This is a genomic window from Stutzerimonas azotifigens DSM 17556 (assembly GCF_000425625.1).
GTDB classification, from domain to species: Bacteria; Pseudomonadota; Gammaproteobacteria; order Pseudomonadales; family Pseudomonadaceae; genus Stutzerimonas; species Stutzerimonas azotifigens.
On record NZ_KE384407.1, the window covers coordinates 105,008 to 123,628 of the forward strand.

19 protein-coding genes and 2 tRNA genes are annotated in these 18,621 nt (G+C 66.4%); 4 read left to right on the top strand and 17 right to left on the bottom strand.

From position 1 onward, the window contains the following. From H610_RS0108965 to folE2, 4 genes are all read right to left on the bottom strand, one after another. The gene (locus H610_RS0108965) at positions 1-561 is read right to left on the bottom strand and encodes a gamma carbonic anhydrase family protein (RefSeq protein WP_028239339.1); all 561 of its coding nucleotides are present in this window, start codon (positions 559-561) and stop codon (positions 1-3) included. Then, complete coding sequence (gene yidD, locus H610_RS0108970) at positions 558-824, bottom strand: membrane protein insertion efficiency factor YidD (protein ID WP_028239340.1); 267 nt, start codon at positions 822-824, stop codon at positions 558-560. Before yidD ends, H610_RS0108965 begins: the two co-directional genes overlap by 4 nt. Continuing rightward, complete coding sequence (gene cysS / locus H610_RS0108975; RefSeq protein WP_043238253.1) at positions 821-2,233, bottom strand: cysteine--tRNA ligase; 1,413 nt, start codon at positions 2,231-2,233, stop codon at positions 821-823. The genes yidD and cysS overlap by 4 nt, the downstream gene beginning before the upstream one ends. A gap of 70 nt (positions 2,234-2,303) precedes the next feature. Continuing rightward, entirely contained in the window at positions 2,304-3,230 is a 927-nt protein-coding gene (gene folE2, locus H610_RS0108980; RefSeq protein ID WP_028239342.1) for a GTP cyclohydrolase FolE2, read from the bottom strand. Positions 3,231-3,376: 146 nt separating this feature from the next. On the opposite strand from folE2, the gene H610_RS23645 reads away from it, so the two are divergent. Then, positions 3,377-3,898: a transcriptional repressor gene (locus H610_RS23645; protein WP_051231630.1), complete on the top strand. Its 522-nt coding sequence runs from the start codon at positions 3,377-3,379 to the stop codon at positions 3,896-3,898. A 9-nt stretch (positions 3,899-3,907) separates the two neighbouring features. On the opposite strand, the gene hisI is transcribed toward H610_RS23645, so the two are convergent. The 4 genes from hisI to H610_RS0109005 are packed head-to-tail and all read right to left on the bottom strand — an operon-like array spanning position 3,908 to position 6,733. Continuing rightward, positions 3,908-4,321 (bottom strand): phosphoribosyl-AMP cyclohydrolase, encoded by a 414-nt coding sequence (gene hisI, locus H610_RS0108990; protein ID WP_028239343.1) that lies wholly within the window; start codon positions 4,319-4,321, stop codon positions 3,908-3,910. Then, positions 4,318-5,193 carry a metal ABC transporter substrate-binding protein gene (locus tag H610_RS0108995; protein ID WP_028239344.1) on the bottom strand — a complete coding sequence of 292 codons (876 nt, stop codon included), beginning with the start codon at positions 5,191-5,193 and terminating at the stop codon, positions 4,318-4,320. Before H610_RS0108995 ends, hisI begins: the two co-directional genes overlap by 4 nt. A 10-nt stretch (positions 5,194-5,203) precedes the next feature. After that, positions 5,204-6,064 carry a metal ABC transporter permease gene (locus tag H610_RS0109000; protein WP_028239345.1) on the bottom strand — a complete coding sequence of 287 codons (861 nt, stop codon included), beginning with the start codon at positions 6,062-6,064 and terminating at the stop codon, positions 5,204-5,206. Further along, complete coding sequence (locus tag H610_RS0109005) at positions 6,065-6,733, bottom strand: metal ABC transporter ATP-binding protein (protein WP_028239346.1); 669 nt, start codon at positions 6,731-6,733, stop codon at positions 6,065-6,067. 88 nt (positions 6,734-6,821) lie between these two features. On the opposite strand from H610_RS0109005, the gene H610_RS0109010 reads away from it, so the two are divergent. After that, positions 6,822-8,012, top strand: a complete 1,191-nt coding sequence (locus H610_RS0109010) for an N-acetylmuramoyl-L-alanine amidase (RefSeq protein WP_028239347.1) — start codon at positions 6,822-6,824, stop codon at positions 8,010-8,012. A 49-nt stretch (positions 8,013-8,061) separates the two neighbouring features. On the opposite strand, the gene H610_RS24875 is transcribed toward H610_RS0109010, so the two are convergent. The 3 genes from H610_RS24875 to H610_RS0109020 form a co-directional block, all read right to left on the bottom strand. Then, on the bottom strand, positions 8,062-8,451 hold the full coding sequence (locus tag H610_RS24875) for a hypothetical protein (protein ID WP_236614285.1): 390 nt from the start codon (positions 8,449-8,451) through the stop codon (positions 8,062-8,064). Between the two features lie 215 nt (positions 8,452-8,666). Beyond that, positions 8,667-8,743: transfer RNA gene (locus H610_RS0109015), tRNA-Asp, on the bottom strand. 34 nt (positions 8,744-8,777) lie between these two features. Further along, positions 8,778-8,853, bottom strand: a tRNA-Val gene (locus H610_RS0109020). Between the two features lie 278 nt (positions 8,854-9,131). On the opposite strand from H610_RS0109020, the gene H610_RS0109025 reads away from it, so the two are divergent. Together H610_RS0109025 and gspD are read left to right on the top strand one after the other, a co-directional pair. After that, positions 9,132-9,800, top strand: coding sequence for a type II secretion system protein N (locus H610_RS0109025; RefSeq protein WP_028239348.1), 669 nt, complete (start codon positions 9,132-9,134; stop codon positions 9,798-9,800). A 3-nt stretch (positions 9,801-9,803) separates the two neighbouring features. After that, entirely contained in the window at positions 9,804-12,113 is a 2,310-nt protein-coding gene (gene gspD / locus H610_RS0109030; protein ID WP_028239349.1) for a type II secretion system secretin GspD, read from the top strand. Between the two features lie 144 nt (positions 12,114-12,257). Here the strand turns inward: gspD and H610_RS0109035 are convergent, their stop codons facing one another. From H610_RS0109035 to accD, 6 genes are all read right to left on the bottom strand, one after another. Next, positions 12,258-13,469, bottom strand: a complete 1,212-nt coding sequence (locus H610_RS0109035) for an O-succinylhomoserine sulfhydrylase (RefSeq protein WP_028239350.1) — start codon at positions 13,467-13,469, stop codon at positions 12,258-12,260. A gap of 84 nt (positions 13,470-13,553) precedes the next feature. Then, positions 13,554-15,059, bottom strand: a complete 1,506-nt coding sequence (gene purF, locus H610_RS0109040) for an amidophosphoribosyltransferase (RefSeq protein WP_028239351.1) — start codon at positions 15,057-15,059, stop codon at positions 13,554-13,556. A gap of 75 nt (positions 15,060-15,134) precedes the next feature. Next, complete coding sequence (locus H610_RS0109045; RefSeq protein WP_028239352.1) at positions 15,135-15,641, bottom strand: CvpA family protein; 507 nt, start codon at positions 15,639-15,641, stop codon at positions 15,135-15,137. 85 nt (positions 15,642-15,726) lie between these two features. Beyond that, on the bottom strand, positions 15,727-16,356 hold the full coding sequence (locus H610_RS0109050; RefSeq protein ID WP_043238137.1) for an SPOR domain-containing protein: 630 nt from the start codon (positions 16,354-16,356) through the stop codon (positions 15,727-15,729). A 22-nt stretch (positions 16,357-16,378) separates the two neighbouring features. Beyond that, entirely contained in the window at positions 16,379-17,653 is a 1,275-nt protein-coding gene (gene folC, locus H610_RS0109055) for a bifunctional tetrahydrofolate synthase/dihydrofolate synthase (RefSeq protein ID WP_028239354.1), read from the bottom strand. Then, positions 17,650-18,543: an acetyl-CoA carboxylase, carboxyltransferase subunit beta gene (gene accD, locus H610_RS0109060; protein ID WP_028239355.1), complete on the bottom strand. Its 894-nt coding sequence runs from the start codon at positions 18,541-18,543 to the stop codon at positions 17,650-17,652. Before accD ends, folC begins: the two co-directional genes overlap by 4 nt. Positions 18,544-18,621: the final 78 nt, after the last annotated feature.

Genomic DNA, 18,621 nt, shown 5'->3' on the forward strand with positions numbered 1-18,621 from the left:
TCAGAACTCGTTCTGCAACGCTTTGTAGCCGCGCACCAGATCGATGTTGGTGCGGGCGACGTCCTCGGAAAACTCCGAGGCGGAAACGCTGACGGGCGGGTACCGGCCGAGGTCTGTGTGCGGGCCGATGTGCTCGGTAGGCGGCACGTAGAAGTTTTCTGGGAGGTCGCGGCCGTCGACCACCGAGTTGTGCCGCACCACGCTGCCGTCACCCACGCGGCAATTGAACAGCACGCTGTTGAAGCCGATGAAGACGCGATCACCGACCACGCAGGGACCATGGACGATGGAGCGGTGGGCGATGGAGCTGTACTCGCCGATGACCACCGCGGCACCGGACTTGGAGTGGATCACCACGCCATCCTGGATATTTGAATTGGCGCCGATGACGATCGGCTCCATGTCTCCGCCGGCATCGACCTCATCGGCACGGATGACCGCATACGGGCCGACGAACACGTTGTCCTTGATCACCACCTTCCCGCAGATGATCGCGGTTTTGTCGATGTAGGCCGATTCGGCTATCAGCGGCAGGTGGCCGGATGGATTCCTGCGAATCACGGTCGGATGTCCTCTTGGCTGGGTGAATGTTCATCGCGGCGTGGCGGTACCGGGTCGTAGCCGCCGGCATGCCAGGGGTGGCAGCGCAGCAGGCGACGTAGCGTCAGCGAACTGCCGCGCCACAAGCCATGCCGATCGAGCGCTTCCAGCGCGTACTGGGAACAGCTGGGATGGAAACGGCAGCGCGGCCCCAGCAAGGGGCTGATCAGGTACTGGTGGGCGCGCACCATCAGCCTTGCCAACCGAAGGGGCCAGTGCTTCATGGGCAACGCTCGGCTTGGTGGTGCCAGCGGGTACCCTGCGCATCGTCCTCGAGCACCACGCCTGCCCGCGCCAACTGGTCTCGCAGCGCGTCCGCCCGGGCGAATTCCCGCCGCTGGCGGGCCAGGTTGCGCTGGGCAACCAGCCCTTCCACCCAGCCGACGTCCACCTGCCCGGCCGCTTCTCCGGACTGCGCCAACGCGGCCGCGGCCTGGGCAGGCTCCTGCTGCAGCAGCCCGAGCAGCGCTCCGGATGCCTTCAGGCTCGCTTTCAGCCCGCGTCGTTCCGCATCCGAGCGACTGGCATCGAGGCGTCCGGCCAGTTCGTGCAATCGCGCCAGCGCGACGGAGACGTTCAGGTCGTTGCAAAGCGCTGCGACGACCTGCTCGTCCGCATCCGCTTCTTCATCGCCTTCGACTCGGGCAAGGCTCTGGTAGAAACGCAGCAGCACCCGCCTGGACGACTCCAGGCGCCCGTCGTTCCAGTCCAGCGGCTGGCGGTAATGGGTCGACAGCAACGCCAGGCGGACCGCTTCACCCGGGGCCTGCCGCAACAGGTCACGAACGAGCAGGACGTTGCCCAGCGACTTGGACATCTTCTGTCCGTCCACGGTGACGAAGCTGTTGTGCACCCAGGTCCGGCAGTAGGGTGCACCGTCGTGCGCGCAGGTCCCCTGGGCGATCTCGTTCTCGTGGTGGGGAAAAATCAGATCCTGGCCGCCGCCGTGGATGTCGATGGTCCGACCCAGGTGGCGCCCGACCATCGCCGAGCACTCGATGTGCCAGCCGGGACGGCCTCGCCCCCAGGGACTTTCCCAGCCGGGCTGGTCGGGTCTGGAGGGTTTCCAGAGCACGAAATCCAGGGGGTCGCGCTTGTAGGGCGCCACCTCCACGCGCGCACCGGCGAGCATGTCCTCGGGACGGCGGCCGGACAGCGCCCCGTAACCGGCGAACGAGGGCACGTGAAACAGCACATGGCCCTCGGCCTCATAGGCATTGCCCCGCTCGATCAGCGCGCGGATCAGATCGATGATGTCCGGAATGTGCTCGGTGACCCGCGGTTCCAGATCCGGCCTCAGCACGCCCAGCGCCTGCATGTCCTGGTGGTAGGCGTCGATGTAGCGGCGGGTTATGTCGCCGATCGGTACCCCCGCCTCGCGGGCCGCGGCGTTGATCTTGTCGTCCACGTCGGTGAAGTTGCGTGCGTATACCAGCCGGCGATAGCGCTGGCGGAGCAGCCTGGCCAGCACGTCGAACACCACTGCGGGACGGGCATTGCCGATGTGGGCGTAGTTGTAGACCGTCGGTCCGCAGACATACAGGGTGACACGATCCGGATCGGCAGGTACGAACGGCTCTTTCGCACGAGCCAGGGTGTTGTACAGCCGGATCGGACGGCGTTGGTCACGCATGACCATGGCGATGCCTCCGTAATCTGTTGCTGAATCGCCGGCACGCAGACGAGCCGGTGTCTGCGCCCTTCTAGCGGCCGATCGGGTCTCCGGCTTTCGGGAAACCCGAGCTGCTCGCCACCGCGTCGTGCGGATGCAGGCTCTCCACATGCCGAACGCTGACGCTGGACTGCGGGAAGGCATTGCCGAGCGATTGCTGGATCTTGCGCGCGGCATCCTCGACGTACATCAGGTTCTGCCCGTTCAGGCGGGCGAAGGCCTGTTCGTCGGCGCGCTTGACCGCCGTCTGCACGGGTGTTCCCAGCGCGTCTTCGACCCGGTCGATCAAGGCAATCAGGCCCAGAGCGACCGCCCCGTCGGGAATGCGTACGCGCACTTCGGCCAGGCTGCGTTGGCTATGGGGCGTCGCCAGGGTGGCGTGCTGCCGCAGCCAGGCCGCGATCGCCGCGGATTCGACGTAACCGCTCGGGCCGAATCGATCGATGAACGCTTGCTCGATGAGCTGTCGAGCCAGGGCCGCGGAACAGGGACAGGTAGACGAGTAGCCGATCTGCACCGAGGCATCCAGTGAGAATCCGCTTTCGCTCCAGAATGCCTCCAGCCGGACGGGATAGGACTTCCAGCCGCTCAGGCCCTCCGTCAGCAATGCCGGGCGTCGGCACAGTACGGAGAAATTCAGTACGACCCGGGCACGGGTCGAGTGGCAATCCGCATGACTGCTCACCATCTCCGCCAGCAACGCCGACAGGGTGGCCGGCCTGAGCCTTTCGCGCTCGGCGAAGCCGTCCAGGAGCCGATACAGCCGGGACATGTGGATGCCCTTGATCGCGGGATCGGGCAGGTCGACATGGACATCCGCACGCGCATGGACGGGATGGACGATCTCGGGCTCGTCCAGCGTGATCGGCAGATCGATTCCATCCATCCCCACCCAGTCCAGGGGCAGGCGCGCAATGGACAGCTCCGTCCGGGCGACGTCGGGCAACAGAATACTCATGGCTGACTGGTTTCTCTCAGGGCTCGCAGGGTGCCCGGGGAGGTGCCGGACACCCTGCGAGGGACTTCGGCACCTGGCATGCCCAGGCTTCATCGTAGATGTTATGTTATAACATATTTTATGTCACTCAACGGGAGCAGGCACCCATGAACAAGCAGCGCCGCATACCTGCCAGTGAATCGGGAAAAGAGCGGGCACTGCCCGATAGAGCCGGGGCGGACGGCCACCTGCGGGACGTCGCGCTTACTCCCATCCGGCGCCTCGTACTGAGGCTGCTGCAGCAGCATCCGCAGGGCGTCAAGGCTTACGATCTGCTAGACCTGATTCGCCCGCTCAAGCCGAACGCTGCGCCACCGACCGTTTACCGTGCGCTCAACTTCCTGGTGACCCAAGGCCTGGCGCACAAGATCAGCTGCATGAACCTGTTCATCGCCTGCCACCAGAACGGGCGCCTTCGCGATGAGGCCGGCCTTTTTCTCGTTTGCCCTCATTGCCATAGCGTCACGGAGTTTTACGACGACACCGCATCGCGGGCGCTGCACCAGGCCCTGTATGCAGCCGGCTATCGCCTGGACCGCAGCGTGATGGAGATCGGCGCCGTCTGCCCATCGTGCAACGCACAGCATCGCCCACGGCAGCAAAGGCGCGAGAGCACGCCTCGCCGCTGAACGGACTCATCAGGATTCCAGGGCAGCGGCGATGACCTCGACCTCTGCGCCACGAATGGCGTTGTAGAAACAGCTACGGCGATTGGTATGACAGGCCGCCCCCGTCTGCTCGACCAGCAGCAAGACGGCATCTCCATCGCAGTCCAGGCGGGCCTCCACCAGACGCTGCCGATGCCCCGAGGTTTCCCCTTTTCGCCACAGGGCCTGCCTCGAACGGGACCAGTAGCATGCCCAGCCACTGGCCAGGGTCTCCTCCAGCGCCACGCGATTCATCCAGGCCAGCATCAGCACCTCGCCGGTGTCATGCTGCTGCGCGATGGCGGCGATCAGCCCATCGGCATTCCAGGGGATGGCGTCAAGCACTTCGGCAACCGGCCGCTTGGCGCCCCTCGAAGCCTGCTCGAGCCAGAGAAATTCATTCATCGGCGGGCCAGTGCTCGAGTGATGGTTTCGACGTTGTGGCGATACAGCCCCAGGTAGGCGCTGGCCGGCCCTTCGGATGCCAGGGCGTCCGAATACAGGGTTCCGCCGATCCTGGCGCCCGTTTCGTCGGCGATCTGCTCCAGCAGCCGGGCATCCTTGATGTTCTCGACGAATACGGCCTTGATGCCCTCCGAGCGGATCAGTCCGATCAGGTCCGCCACTTCCCGGGCGGATGGCTCGTGCTCGGTGGAAAGCCCTTGCGGTGCAATGAAATCGATCCCGTACGCCTGCCCGAGGTAGCCAAAGGCGTCATGAGAGGTCACGATCCGATGGCTGCCGGCCGGCAGCCCGCCGAAGCGTTCGCGTGTCTCGATCAGCAGCGCGTCGATCTGCGAAAGGTAGGCCTCCAGGTTCGCCCGATAACGTTCGGCATGGGCCGGGTCGACCCGTGCGAGCGCCTTGGCGATATTGCCGGCATAGATCTTGGCGTTGGCGAGGTTGTTCCACGCATGGGGATCGGGGATTTGCTGGCCGTCCTCTTCGAGCGTACGCGGGATGACCCCCTGGCTCGCCTGGACCACCTTCCCGTTTGCGCCCGTGCTGGTCGCCAGCCTATCCAGCCACGGCTCGAAATTCAGGCCGTTCACGATGATCAGATCCGCAGCGGCGACGCGCCTGGCATCGTCCGGCGTGGTCTCGTAGAGGTGCGCATCGCTGTCCGGGCCGACCAGGTTGGTGAGCTCGATTTCCGCACCGCCAATGTTGCGGGTGATGTCCGCAAGGATGCTGAAGCTGGTGAGAACCTTCACCCGCTCGGCCGCCGACAGAATCGGCGAAACCATCAGCATCAGGAAAACAACGATCAGCCGCATGGGGCGCTCCTTATTGAGGAATGGAGAGATAACGTCGACGGAACAGGCCATGGACCGGGCCGCACATGACCGAAAACAGATAGGCGCCACCGGCCATGACCACGATGGACGGGCCGCTGGACAGAGAGGCGTAATAGGACAGCAGCAACCCTGCCCATACCGAAGCCATGCCGATCAGCGCGGCGATGGCAATCAGGTTGAGCAGCCGCCGGCTCCAGAACCGGGCGGCCGCTGCAGGCAGCATCATCAGGCCAACCATCATCAACGCGCCGATGGCCTGGAAGCCGACCACGAGGTTCAGCACCACCAGGCCGAGGAACAGGCCATGGGTAATCGGCCCGTAGCGACTGACCCGGCGCAGGAACAGCGGGTCCAGGCTGTCGAGCAGCAAGGCACGGTAGATCGCTGCGAACACCGCCAGGCTACCCAGGGTGACCCACAGGATTGCGCGCAGGGTCTCGGCGTCGACTGCCAGCGCCGAGCCGAACAGCAGCCCCAGCAGATCGAGACGTTTGCCGGCCAGACCAAGCAGCAACACACCCGAGGCCAGGGAAATCGGATAGATGGCGGCCAGGCTGGCATCCTCGCGCAGGCCGGTGCGCCTGCTCACCAAGGCCGAGAAACCTGCCACCGCCAGGCCGGCAAGCAGCCCGCCAAGCGACATGGCCACCAGCGACAACCCGGCCAGCCAGAAGCCGAGCGCCGCACCAGGCAGGATTCCATGGGCAATGGCATCGCCGATCAGGCTCATTCGCCGCAGCATCAGGAACACCCCGAGCGGTGCGGCACTCACGGCCAGCAGCAATCCGCCGAGCAGCGCCCGACGCATGAAGGTGAACTCAATGAAAGGCTGCCATAGCTGATCGATCATTCAGGCGACCTGGCAGTACGCAGCCTCGCCGATGAGCGAGCCGCTCGGGCCATAGCGACAGCCCAGCCGGTCGATCACCAGGCATTGCCCGATCTCCTGGCGCACGCGCCCCAGATCGTGGCTCACCACCACGAGCGTGCGGCCTGTGCGTACCCAGTCATGGATGTGCCGCCAAAACAGCGTCTGGCCGGTGTCGTCGAGTGCCGCATCCGCCTCGTCGAGCAGCAGCAGCGAGGCCTGCATGAGACTCGCACGAGCCAGCAGGGCCCGTTGCAGCTCTCCTCCGGACAGCGCCTGGAGAGGGCGAGCCTCCAGCCCATCGAGCTGCCATTCGAACAACACCTGCTCGAGGCGCTGTCTTCGCTGGCCGGCGTCGAGACGCTGCCCCCAGAAACCTGCGCTGACTAGCTCACGCAGATCGATGGGGAACTGGCGGTCGATGGCCTGTTGCTGGACCAGATAACCGATGCCGCCGAACCTTGGAGCCGAAACGGAAATCCGCCCCGACAACGGCCTCTGCAAGCCGGCGATCACCTTCAGGAAGCTGCTCTTGCCACAGCCGTTTGAGCCGATCACCGCCGTCAAGCTGCCCTTCGGGAGCTCCAGGTCCAGTGGCGGGGTGAGCGGGCAACCGGCGGCCCCCCACTGCAATTGATCGCAGAGAATCATGCGGAACGTTCTACCCATGGAATGACAGACGTAAATGTTATGTTATAACAATACAAAACGAAACCTCTGTTTCTGCAAGGACTGGCCCATGCACAGGCGCGATCTATTGAGACTCCTGATTGCCGGATTCGCCCTCCCCGTTTCGGCCGCAACGCAGGCGGCGCAACGAATCACCGGCCTGCGGAGCTGGTACGAAGACGACAGGCTGCGCGTGGTCCTGGACCTCAGCGGCCCTGTCGAGTACAGGACCTTCGAACTGGTGTCCCCACCGCGGCTGGTCATCGACCTGACCAACACGCATCTCGATGCCGTTCTTCCGGCCCCCCCAATGCCTGACGGCCCGCTCCGGTCGATACGCAGCGGCCTCCGGGGCGCGGATACGCGGCTCGTGTTCGACATGAACGACCCCGTTCGGATGAACGCCTTTGCACTGGGCCCTGACGAAGGCAAGGGACATCGCCTGGTATTGGATTTCCAGCCATTCACGGCGGCGCTCGCAGGCAAAGCTGCCAACCCCACGCCCCCCACGCGAAGCGGGCAGCGCGATATCGTGGTCGTGATCGACGCCGGTCATGGCGGCAAGGATCCCGGCGCCGTTGGCCTCAAGGGGGAAAAAGAGAAAGCCGTCGCACTGGCCATTGCCCGCCTGCTGGCAAAGAAGGTGAATAGCCAGCCCGGCTTCAAGGCCCATCTGGTACGCAACGGGGACATCTTCGTGCCGCTTCGCAAGCGCGTCGAAGTGGCCCATCGCCGGAACGCCGACCTGTTCATTTCCATACATGCCGACGCCGCTCCCCGGCGCACGGCATCGGGCGCGTCGGTGTATGCCCTGTCGCAGGGCGGCGCCACCTCCACGATGGCCCGCTGGCTGGCCGAGCGGGAGAATCATGTCGACCTGCTCGGCAGCGAACGCTTGCTGTCTCTGAAAGACAAGGACCCGATGCTTGCCAAGGTCATCCTGGACATGTCGATGACCGCAACCATCACCACCAGCCTCGACCTCGGCAAGGATGTTCTCGACAGCCTGCAGGGCGTTGCGGGCGTCCACCAGAAGCGCGTCGAACAGGCCGGCTTCGCGGTACTCAAATCGCCGGACATTCCCTCGGTGCTGGTGGAAACGGGCTTCATCTCGAACCCGGGCGATTGCAGAAGACTGATCGAACCGCGTCATCAGGAGAAGGTGGCGGGCGCCATCTTCGAGGGCCTGCATCGGCACTTCCAGGCCAGGCCGCCGCAGGGCACGCTTCTGGCTCGAATGAATGAAAGCCAGAGCGCCTGAGTCGATTGGGTACCATGCGCAGGTGGCGGGTGTGCCGAGCCGGCTCCGTCTAGTCGCATCCCTTCAGGCGGTTGCAGGAGATCCGCCCTTGATCTCCACTGGATGTAGAGAAGCGACTGATGGCGTTCCAGCCAATCAAGCGCGTTCTGCCAACCCAGACATTGCCGTCGCTGCTGACACCGCTAAAGAACTGGACACGTCCGAAGCGGGTATTGGTCTGCGCCCAGGACAGGCCGGAGCCCCCATCATGACCGCGCAGGAACATATCGTTTCCCCATTGCGCCACCCCATAGTAGCCCCCACGACCGTCCTTGCAGTGCAACAGCATGGCGCTGCGCGTACACGGATTGATGAAGGACGACAGCACCGGGATTTCCGCTCTTGCCGCCGACGTATTCATCAGCGAAACCCCGAAGAGCAGCAGGGCCAGGGAACGCACAAGCCTCACCAGAGTGCACCTCGCCAGATTGCAATGTTATAAATTAACACAATGAGGCTATACGAAGGAGGTGATTGGGTGCGCCAGACCTCCGCAGGAGGCCTTGATGGGGACTGCATGCCGATGGGAGCCGAAAAACCGGCAGGACCTTTTCGCAGGCACAAAAAAAGCTGCTCTCGGCAGCTTTCGTTGCTCATCCAGGAGGATGAAGGATATGGCGCAGCGGACGGGACTCGAACCCGCGACCCCCGGCGTGACAGGCCGGTATTCTAACCGACTGAACTACCGCTGCGCGTCGGCCGGACTTTCATCCGTACTCACAAGGATGGTGGCTGATGACGGGATCGAACCGCCGACCCCCTGCGTGTGATGCAGGTGCTCTCCCAGCTGAGCTAATCAGCCGTTCGCCTTGCGAGGCGCGCAATTTACTCATGCCCCGGGGCTAAGTCAACAACAGCGTTGAACTTTTTCTTCCACACGCTATCAACCCACTCTGGGCAAAACGATCCGCCCGCACTTTTCACCCGAATCACGGTCAGCAGAAAACATCAGTCAGGGGCACGCTTCCTTGCCATGCAGCTCGTCATGTGAACCGGCTACCTTCGTGGTCCGGTGGACTGCGGCTGCTATCATCCCGAGGCTGACAGGAAACCCATTAGAACGGCCAGGGAGTCCGCTACTTGCCTCGCACTGGTAACCTGCAGAAACTTCAGCAACACGCACCTCTGCTTGCTGCCGCCGTGCTGCTCTGCCTGTTCGCCCTGTACCTGGCCCGGCAGGTCAGCGATTGGCTGCGCCTGGTCGACGAGCCGGTCGCAGTCGACAGCGCGACCGCACAGCCGCCCGGCGCGGCGCCCGACCTGCAGCGCATCGCGGGGCTGTTCGGCACGCCGCCGAACCCCGAGGCTCCGGTCGGAGCCGCCCCCGAGACGACCTACGCCAGCGACCTCGGCCTGACCCTGCATGGCAGCCTGGTTAACCGCGATCCGACGCGCTCCAGCGCCATCATCCAGCAGCAGGGCATGCCGCCGCAGCTGTACATGGCCGGCACCGAACTGGTCCCCGGCGTGAAGCTCGAGGCCGTCTACCCCGACCGCATCGAAGTCAGTCGCAACGGCCAGGTCGAGACGCTGTATTTCCCCACCAGCGCCTCGTCGAGCTACGTCACCCCGGACCTGCAGAACCTCCCCGACCCCACTACCGGCCTTCCGCCGGGCAGCGAACCCGTCCCCACGGAATCGGACGCTGCGATGCAGCAGCAGATGGACGCTCTGCGCCAACAGATGGAAGAAGGGGCGAACCCATCCGGCAACCCACCCACCGATGAACAGCCCATGGAAGACAACTGAACGATGTTGACCTTTTCCCGCCCGCTCATTGGCCTGCTCGCCCTGGGTGTCGCAGCCGCTCCCCTGCCGCTCCTCGCCCAGGAGCCGGCAGGCTCGCCGAGCACCACCCAGGCCGCCGACGGCTGGACCATCAACCTGAAGGACGCCGACATCCGCGCCTTCATCGACCACATCAGCCAGATCACCGGACAGACGTTCATCGTCGACCCGCGCGTGCGCGGACAGGTCAGCGTGGTGTCCAACGCCACCCTTTCGCTGAGCGAGGTCTACCAGCTGTTCCTCTCGGTGATGGCCACGCACGGCTTCAGCGTGCTCACCCAGGGCGACGTGGCGCGGGTGGTGCCCAACGCCGAGGCGAAGGCCGAAGCCGGCGGCGGGCCGACCGGCGGCGACCTGCTGGAGACGCGGGTGATCCAGGTCCAGCACACGCCGGCCACCGAGCTCATCCCGCTGATCCGTCCGCTGGTCCCGCAGTACGGCCACCTGGCCGCCGTGCCCTCGGCCAACGCCCTGATCATCAGCGACCGCAGCGCCAACATCGCGCGCATCCAGGACCTGATCCGCTCGCTCGATCGTGCCGAGAGCGGCAACTACACGGTCGTGACGCTGCAGCATGGCTGGGCCGTGGACATCGCCGATGTCCTGCGCAACACCACCGCCCGCGGCGAAGGCCAGGGCGCCGGCCTGCAGAACACGCAGATCATCGCCGACTCGCGCACCAACCGGCTGATCTTCATCGGCCCGGCCGGGGCGCGCAACCAGCTGGCCGACCTGGCCCGCTCGCTCGACACCACCAGCACCCGCTCGGCCAATACGCGCGTCATCCGCCTGCGCCACAACGATGCCAAGCAGCTCGCCGAGGTGCTCGGCGAGGTTTCCGAAGGCCTCGCCCCGGCGCCGGGACAGACCGACACGCAAACCCTGCGCACCCAGCAGCCGATCCTCATCCGCGCGGACGAAAGCCTGAACGCGCTGGTCCTGCTGGCCGACCCGGAACTCATCGGCACCCTGGAAAGCATCGTCCGCCAGCTCGACGTGCCGCGCGCGCAGGTCATGGTGGAGGCGGCCATCGTCGAGATTTCCGGCGACATCACCGACGCGCTCGGCGTGCAGTGGGCCGTGGACGCCCGCGGCGGCACCGGCGGCCTGGGCGGCGTCAGCTTCGGCAACACCGGGCTCTCCATCGGCACGGTGCTCGAGGCCTACCAGGAGGGCGAGATTCCCGCCGACCTGCCGGACGGCGCGGTCATCGGCATCGGCACCCGCAGCTTCGGCGCGCTGATCACCGCGCTCTCGGCCAACAGCAACAGCAACCTGCTGTCCACCCCGAGCCTGCTGACCCTGGACAACCAGCCGGCGGAAATCCTCGTCGGCCAGAACGTGCCCTTCCAGACCGGCTCCTACACCACCGATGCCGCCGGCGCCAACAACCCCTTCACCACCATCGAGCGGCAGGATGTCGGCGTGACCCTCAAGGTGGTGCCGCACATCAACGAGGGCGCGACCCTGCGCCTGGAAATCGAGCAGGAAATCTCCTCGATCGCCCCGACCGCCGCCGGGGCCGTCGACCTGATCACCAACAAGCGCTCGCTCAAGAGCACCATCCTCGCCGAAGACGGCCAGGTGATCGTGCTCGGCGGCCTGATCCAGGACGACATCACCCGCACCAACTCCAAGGTGCCGCTGCTCGGCGACATCCCCCTGCTCGGCGGCCTCTTCCGCTCGACCCAGGACACCCATGTCAAGCGCAACCTGATGATCTTCCTGCGCCCGACCGTGGTGCGCGATCGCGCCGGCATCGCCGCCCTGTCCGGCCGCAAGTACAGCGACATCCGCCTGGTGAACACCGGCTCGGACCGGCCCGTCGTGCTGCCGGAAAATGCCAACATGCTGTTCGACGGCCAGGGCGTGCCGCCGGAAGTGGACCTGCGCCCCGACGATGCCGCACCCGAGCCGCAACAGCTGCCGCCGACACGCCTCGAGCCGTTCCTGGGCCAGGATGGCGCACCGCCAACCACGCCGCCGACCCTGCCCACGCCGTCGTCCCCGGCCCGGCCCACGGCCTCGTCGCTGGCCAGCGGCTGGGGCATCCAGCTCGCGAGCCTGGACAGCCTCGACAGCGCGACCGGGCTGCAGCAGCGCCTGCGCACCCAGGGCTACAACGCCTACGTGTTCTCCACCGAGGGACGCCACCGGGTCTTCGTCGGCCCGGTCGCCGAGCGCGCCGAGGCCAGCCGCCTGCGCCAGCAGTTGCAGCAGCAGTACCAGCTCGACGGCTTCGTGGTGAGATTCGGCGCCGCCGACACAGAATGAGGGCTCTGCCTTCTGCGGAGCGCAGTCGGCGGCGTTGCCCCTGCGGGCAGTGGGAGGCGCGCCCTCACGGCGACGTCTCCGGGGCGGAGCCCGGCATGGGGTCCGCAGGGCGGATGAGGGCGCGTTCGCGCGCCCTGCGCGGACTTAGAGCGCCTGCAGGCCGCGCGCCAGGTCGGCCTTGAGGTCCTCGACCTCTTCCAGCCCCACGGCGACCCGGATCAGGCTGTCGCGGATGCCGGCATTGGCCCGTTCCTCGGGCGACAGGCGCCCATGGGTAGTGGTGGCCGGATGGGTGATGGTGGTCTTGGTGTCGCCGAGGTTCGCGGTGATGGAAATCAGCCGCGTCGCGTCGATGAAGCGCCAGGCGGCGTCCTTTCCTCCGGCGACCTCGAAGCTCAGCACCGCACCGAAGCCCTTCTGCTGCCGCCGCGCCAGCTCGTGCTGCGGATGGCTGGCGAGTCCGGCGTAGTGCACCCGCTCGATGCCCGGCTGGGTTTCCAGCCACTCGGCCAGCGCCTGCGCGCTGGCGCAGTGCGCCTGCATGCGTAGCCGCAGCGTCTCCAGCCCCTTGAGGAACACCCAGGCGTTGAACGGGCTGAGCGTCGGGCCGGCGGTGCGCAGGAAGCCCACCACCTCCTTCATTTGCTCGCTGCGCCCGGCGACGACGCCGCCGAGGCAGCGGCCCTGCCCGTCGATGTACTTGGTCGCCGAGTGGATGACGATGTCCGCCCCGAGCGCCAGGGGCTGCTGCAGCACCGGGGTACAGAAGCAGTTGTCGACCATCAGCCAGGCGTCCTTGGCGTGGGCCAGGTCCGCCAGCGCGCGGATGTCTACCAGCTCGGCGAGCGGATTGGACGGCGACTCGACGAACAGCAGGCGGGTGTTGGGCTTGAAGGCCGCGGCCCAGGCGTCCAGATCGGCCAGCGGCACGTAGTCGACCTGCACCCCGAAGCGCTTGAGGTACTTCTCGAACAACGAGACGGTGGCGCCGAACACGCTGCGCGAGACCAGCACGTGGTCGCCGGCGCCGCACAGGCTCATCACCGTGGCGAGAATCGCCGACATGCCCGAGGCCGTGGCCACCGCCTGCTCGGCGCCTTCGAGGGCGGCGATGCGCTGCTCGAAGGTGCGCACCGTGGGGTTGGTGTAGCGCGAATAGACGTTGCCGGGCACCTCGCCGGCGAAGCGGGCTGCGGCATCGGCTGCGGTACGGAAGACATAGCTCGAGGTGAAGAACAGCGGCTCGCCGTGTTCGCCCTCCGGCGTGCGCTGCTGGCCGGCGCGTACCGCCAGCGTGTCGAATCCGACGCCTTCCAGGTCACTGTCCAGTCGTCCGGCTTCCCATTCCTGTGTCATCTAGGCCTCACTGGGTCGGCAGCGCGCCGCTGCAGGTGCACCGCGCCTGATTGAAAGCTGGGGCGCCGCGGCGGCGCCCGCCCGTCAGTTGTTGTACAGATCGATGATCGCGCTGACCGCCTGCAGCTTCGCCTTGCTGGCGTCGTTGCGGGCCTGCTCGATCTTGTTCAGGTAGGTCGCGTCGACATCGCCGGTGACGTAGTTGCCGTCGAACACCGCGCAGTCGAAGCGCTCGATCTTCACCTTGCCGCCGCCGACCGCCTCGATCAGGTCTTGCAGGTCCTGATAGACCAGCCAGTCGGCGCCGATCAGCTCGGCCACCTGCTCGGTGGTGCGGTTGTGCGCGATCAGCTCGTGCACGCTGGGCATGTCGATGCCGTACACGTTGGGGTAGCGCACCGCTGGCGCCGCGGAGCAGAAGTAGACCTTCTTCGCCCCCGCCTCGCGCGCCATCTGGATGATCTGCTTGCAGGTGGTGCCGCGCACGATGGAGTCGTCCACCAGCATCACGTTCTTGCCGCGGAACTCGAGGTCGATGGCGTTGAGCTTCTGGCGCACCGATTTCTTCCGCGCGGCCTGTCCGGGCATGATGAAGGTCCGGCCGATATAGCGGTTCTTGACGAAGCCCTCGCGGAACTTCACGCCCAGCCGATTGGCCAGCTCCAGCGCCGCGGTCCGGCTGGTGTCGGGAATCGGGATGATGACGTCGATGTCGTGCTCGGGGCGCTCGCGCAGGATCTTGTCGGCGAGCTTCTCGCCCATCCGCAGGCGCGCCTTGTACACCGAGACGCCGTCCATGATGGAGTCGGAGCGCGCCAGGTAGACGTGCTCGAAGATGCAGGGCGCGTACTGCGGGCTGGCCGCGCACTGGCGGGTGAACAGCTTGCCTTCCTCGGTGATGTACACCGCCTCGCCCGGGGCCAGGTCGCGGATCAGGGTGAAGCCGAGCACGTCCAGCGACACGCTTTCCGAGGCGATCATGTACTCCACGCCCTCGTCGGTGTGGCGCTGGCCGAACACGATCGGGCGGATGGCGTTGGGGTCGCGGAAGCCGACGATGCCGTAGCCCGTGATCATCGCCACCACCGCGTAACCCCCGCGGCAGCGCTCGTGCACCTTGGCCACGGCGGCGAACACGTCCTCCTCGGTGGGCTGCAGCTTGCCGCGCACCGCCAGCTCGTGGGCGAAGACGTTGAGCAGCACTTCCGAGTCGGAGCTGGTGTTCACGTGGCGCAGATCGGACTCGTAGATTTCCTTCGTCAGCTGCTCGACGTTGGTGAGGTTGCCGTTGTGCGCCAGGGTGATGCCGTAGGGCGAGTTCACGTAGAAGGGCTGCGCCTCCGCCGAACTGGAACTGCCGGCGGTCGGGTAGCGAATGTGGCCAATGCCCATGCTGCCGACCAGGCCCTGCATGTGGCGCTGCTGGAAGACATCGCGCACCAGCCCGTTGTCCTTGCGCAGGTACAGGCGCCCGCGATGACTGGTCACGATACCGGCTGCGTCCTGCCCGCGGTGCTGCAATACGGTAAGCGCGTCATAGAGCGCCTGATTGACATTCGACCTACCGACGATGCCGACGATGCCACACATGCAAGACAACCTCTCGAATTGACCTTCTGACTGGTTTAGCCGGCCAGCCAAACACCGGACGAAGCGCACTGCCCCTCAGGGGCTGATCGAACTGGCGGCCCACTGGCTGCCGAACCCGAGAATCAGGTTCTTCGACCAGTCGGCGACGATCAGGAAATGCGGCAGCAGGGTCGATTGCTGCCACCAGCTGTCGCCCTGCACCGGCGCCAGGCTCAGCAGGCCGACGACGACCACCACCAGCAGGCCGCCGCGGGCCGCGCCGAATGCCATGCCGAGGAACCGGTCGGTCCCCGACAGGCCGGTCACCCGGACCAGCTCGCCGATGAGGAAGTTCACCAGCGCGCCGACCAGCAAGGTGACGACGAAAAGTATGGCGCAGGCGGCAATGACCCGCACCGACGGCGTGGCGATGTAGTCGACCAGGTAATGGGAAAGCGCGCCACCGAACAGCCAGGCGACCACCCCGGCGATGATCCAGGTGACGAGTGACAGCGCTTCCTTGACGAAGCCGCGCTTCAAACTGATCAGGCTGGAGACCGCGATGACGGCGATGATGGCCCAATCGAACCAGGTAAAAGCCACGATAGCGCCTGCAAACCGGAAAGGCCGCGCATTCTAGCAGAGGGCCGGCGAGGGGTTAAGCGCCCCCGCCGACAGGCCCGCTCGCTCAACCGGCTTCGGGCTTGAAGCGCACGACGAAACCGTTGAGTTTCTGCTGCTTCTGCAACTGGTCGCGCAGCCGGTCGGCTTCGGATCGCTCCACCAGCGGCCCGACGAACACCCGGTTCATCCCATCGACCGAGCGGATGTAGGCGTTGTAGCCCTGCTTGCGCAGCGTGGCCTGCAGCGCCTCGGCGTTCTCGCGGCTGGACAGGCTGGCCAGCTGGACCGACCAGCTCACCGGCAGGTCGTTGCGGTCGAGCCGACGCTCGGGCTCCGGCGCCGGAGCAGGAGCGGGAGCCGGTGCGGGCTGGATCGGTTGTGCCGGCTGTGCAGGCGCCTCGATGGGCCGGTCGGGCGCACGCACCGGAGGCGGCGCGTCGGCGGTGAGCGGTTCGTCCGGCAGGGGCTCGAGCTCGGGCTCCGGTTCCAGCGCGGGTTCGGGCTCCGGCTCGGGCACCTCGACCGGCTGCACCTGGATATCCGGGGTCGCCGGCATCTCCGGCATGGGCGGCGCCTCCACCGAGACGTGGCGCAGGTCGTTGCCCCGGTTGAACAGCATCGGAACGAAAATCACGGCAAGCGCGACCAGCACCAGCGCGCCCACGATTCGCTGCTTCAGTCCCCTATCGAGCACGCTCGCTCCCTCTTCATCGGAATTAGGCCCGGTTCAGCCACTCGAGACATTCGGCCACGCAGAAAAAGGAACCGAACACCAGCAGCTCGTCGTTTTCGGCGCAGGCCTCGCATTGTACGTCCAGCGCCTGCCGCACCGTATCGCATGCCACCACGTTCGCCCCCCTGCCCTTCAGCGCCTTGAACAGTTCGTCGGCGCCGCGGGAGCGCGGGGTCGCCAGGGGCGTCACCGCCCAGGCATCGACCAAGGGCCCCAGATTGTCGAGGATGCCTTGCAGATCCTTGTCTTCCAAGAGGCCGAACACCGCCAGGCGCCGTCCGGCGGGCGCCTGCCTGCGCAGGTGATCGGCGAGAAAGCGCGCGGCATGGGGGTTGTGCGCGACGTCCAGCAGCAGCGAAACCCGACGGCCACGCCATTCGAGGCTACGACGGTCGAGCCGCCCGACCATGGTGGTGCGCGTCAGGGCCGCCGACGCCTGCTCCCGCGAAAGCCCGACACCGAGCCGGGCGACGGCCTGCAGGGCCAGCGCCGCGTTCTCCACCGGCAGGCGCAGCAGTGGCAGCCCCTCGAGCACGAGCGCACGGCCATCCCCGCTATGCCCGCGCCAGCGCCAGCCATCGGCCGTGGGCGACAGGTCGTAGTCGTGCCCGCGCCGGTCGAGCGGCACCTGCAGCGTCTCGGCCGCCGCCAGCAATGCGGCGGGCGGATCGAGGTCGCCGCAGACGGCCGGCCGGCCGCGGCGGAAGATGCCAGCCTTTTCGCGGGCGACGCTGTCCCGGTCGCTACCCAGCCATTCGGCATGGTCGAGACCGATATTGGTGACCACCGCGACGTCCGCGTCGACCAGGTTGACCGCATCCAGCCGGCCACCGAGCCCGACTTCCAGCACCACGGCATCCAGCGCGGCGCGCTCGAACAGCCAGAAGGCGGCCAGCGTGCCCATTTCGAAATAGGTCAGCGATATCGCGCCACGTGCGGCCTCGACCGCTTCGAACGCCTCGCACAGGGCGTCATCGTCGACCGGTACGCCGTCGATGGCGACCCGCTCGTTGTAGCGCAGCAGATGGGGCGAGCTGTAGACGCCCACCCGCAGGTCCTGTTCAGCCAGCAGCGAGGCCACGAAGGCGCAGGTCGAGCCCTTGCCGTTGGTGCCGGTGACGGTCACCACGCGAGGCGCGGGCCGTGTCAGGCCGAGCCGGGCGAAGACTTCGCCGGAGCGCTCCAGCCCGAGGTCGATGGCCTTGGGATGCAGCTGCTCGAGGTAGGCGAGCCATTGCGCCAGGCTCCGTCGGGTCATGCGGAAGCCGTCACGCGCGGTACGTCGGTGGGTGCCGGCAGGTGCTGAAGCTGGGCCAGCAGACGGGCCAGGCGCGGACGCAGCTCGGTACGGTGAATGATCAGGTCGATGGCGCCGTGATCCAGCAGGAACTCGCTGCGCTGGAAGCCTTCCGGCAGCTTCTCGCGCACCGTCTGCTCGATCACCCGCGGACCGGCGAAGCCGATCAGCGCCTTGGGCTCGGCCACGATGACATCGCCGAGCATCGCCAGGCTGGCCGACACGCCGCCGTAGACCGGGTCGGTCAGCACCGACACGAACGGCAGCCCTTCCTCGCGCAGGCGCGCCAGCACGGCGGAGGTCTTGGCCATCTGCATCAGCGAGATCAGCGCCTCCTGCATCCGCGCACCACCGGAAGCGGCGAAGCACACCAGCGGACAACGCCGCTCGAGCGCCGCGTTGGCGGCACGCACGAAACGCTCGCCGACGATGGCGCCCATCGAACCGCCCATGAAGGAGAACTCGAAGGCACAGGCCACCACCGGCATGCCCTGCAGGGTCCCGCGCATGGAGACCAGCGCGTCCTTCTCACCCGTCTGCTTCTGCGCCGAGGCGAGGCGGTCCTTGTATTTCTTGCTGTCGCGGAACTTGAGCCGATCCACCGGCTCCAGGTCCGCGCCGATTTCCTCGCGCCCCTCGGCATCGAGGAAGATGTCGAGACGGGTGCGGGCGTCGATGCGCATGTGATGCTGGCACTTCGGGCATACGTCGAGCGTCTTTTCCAGCTCCGGCCGATACAGCACGGCTTCGCACGCCGGACATTTGTGCCAGAGGCCTTCGGGGACCGAGCTTTTCTTCACCTCGGACCGCATGATCGAGGGGATCAGCTTGTCTACCAGCCAGTTGCTCATGCTTTTGTTCTCCAGTTCCGGCGCTCGCTGGCACCGGCCAAATTCATCAAGGCGGCGTACCGCCTGCAATCACTTCGG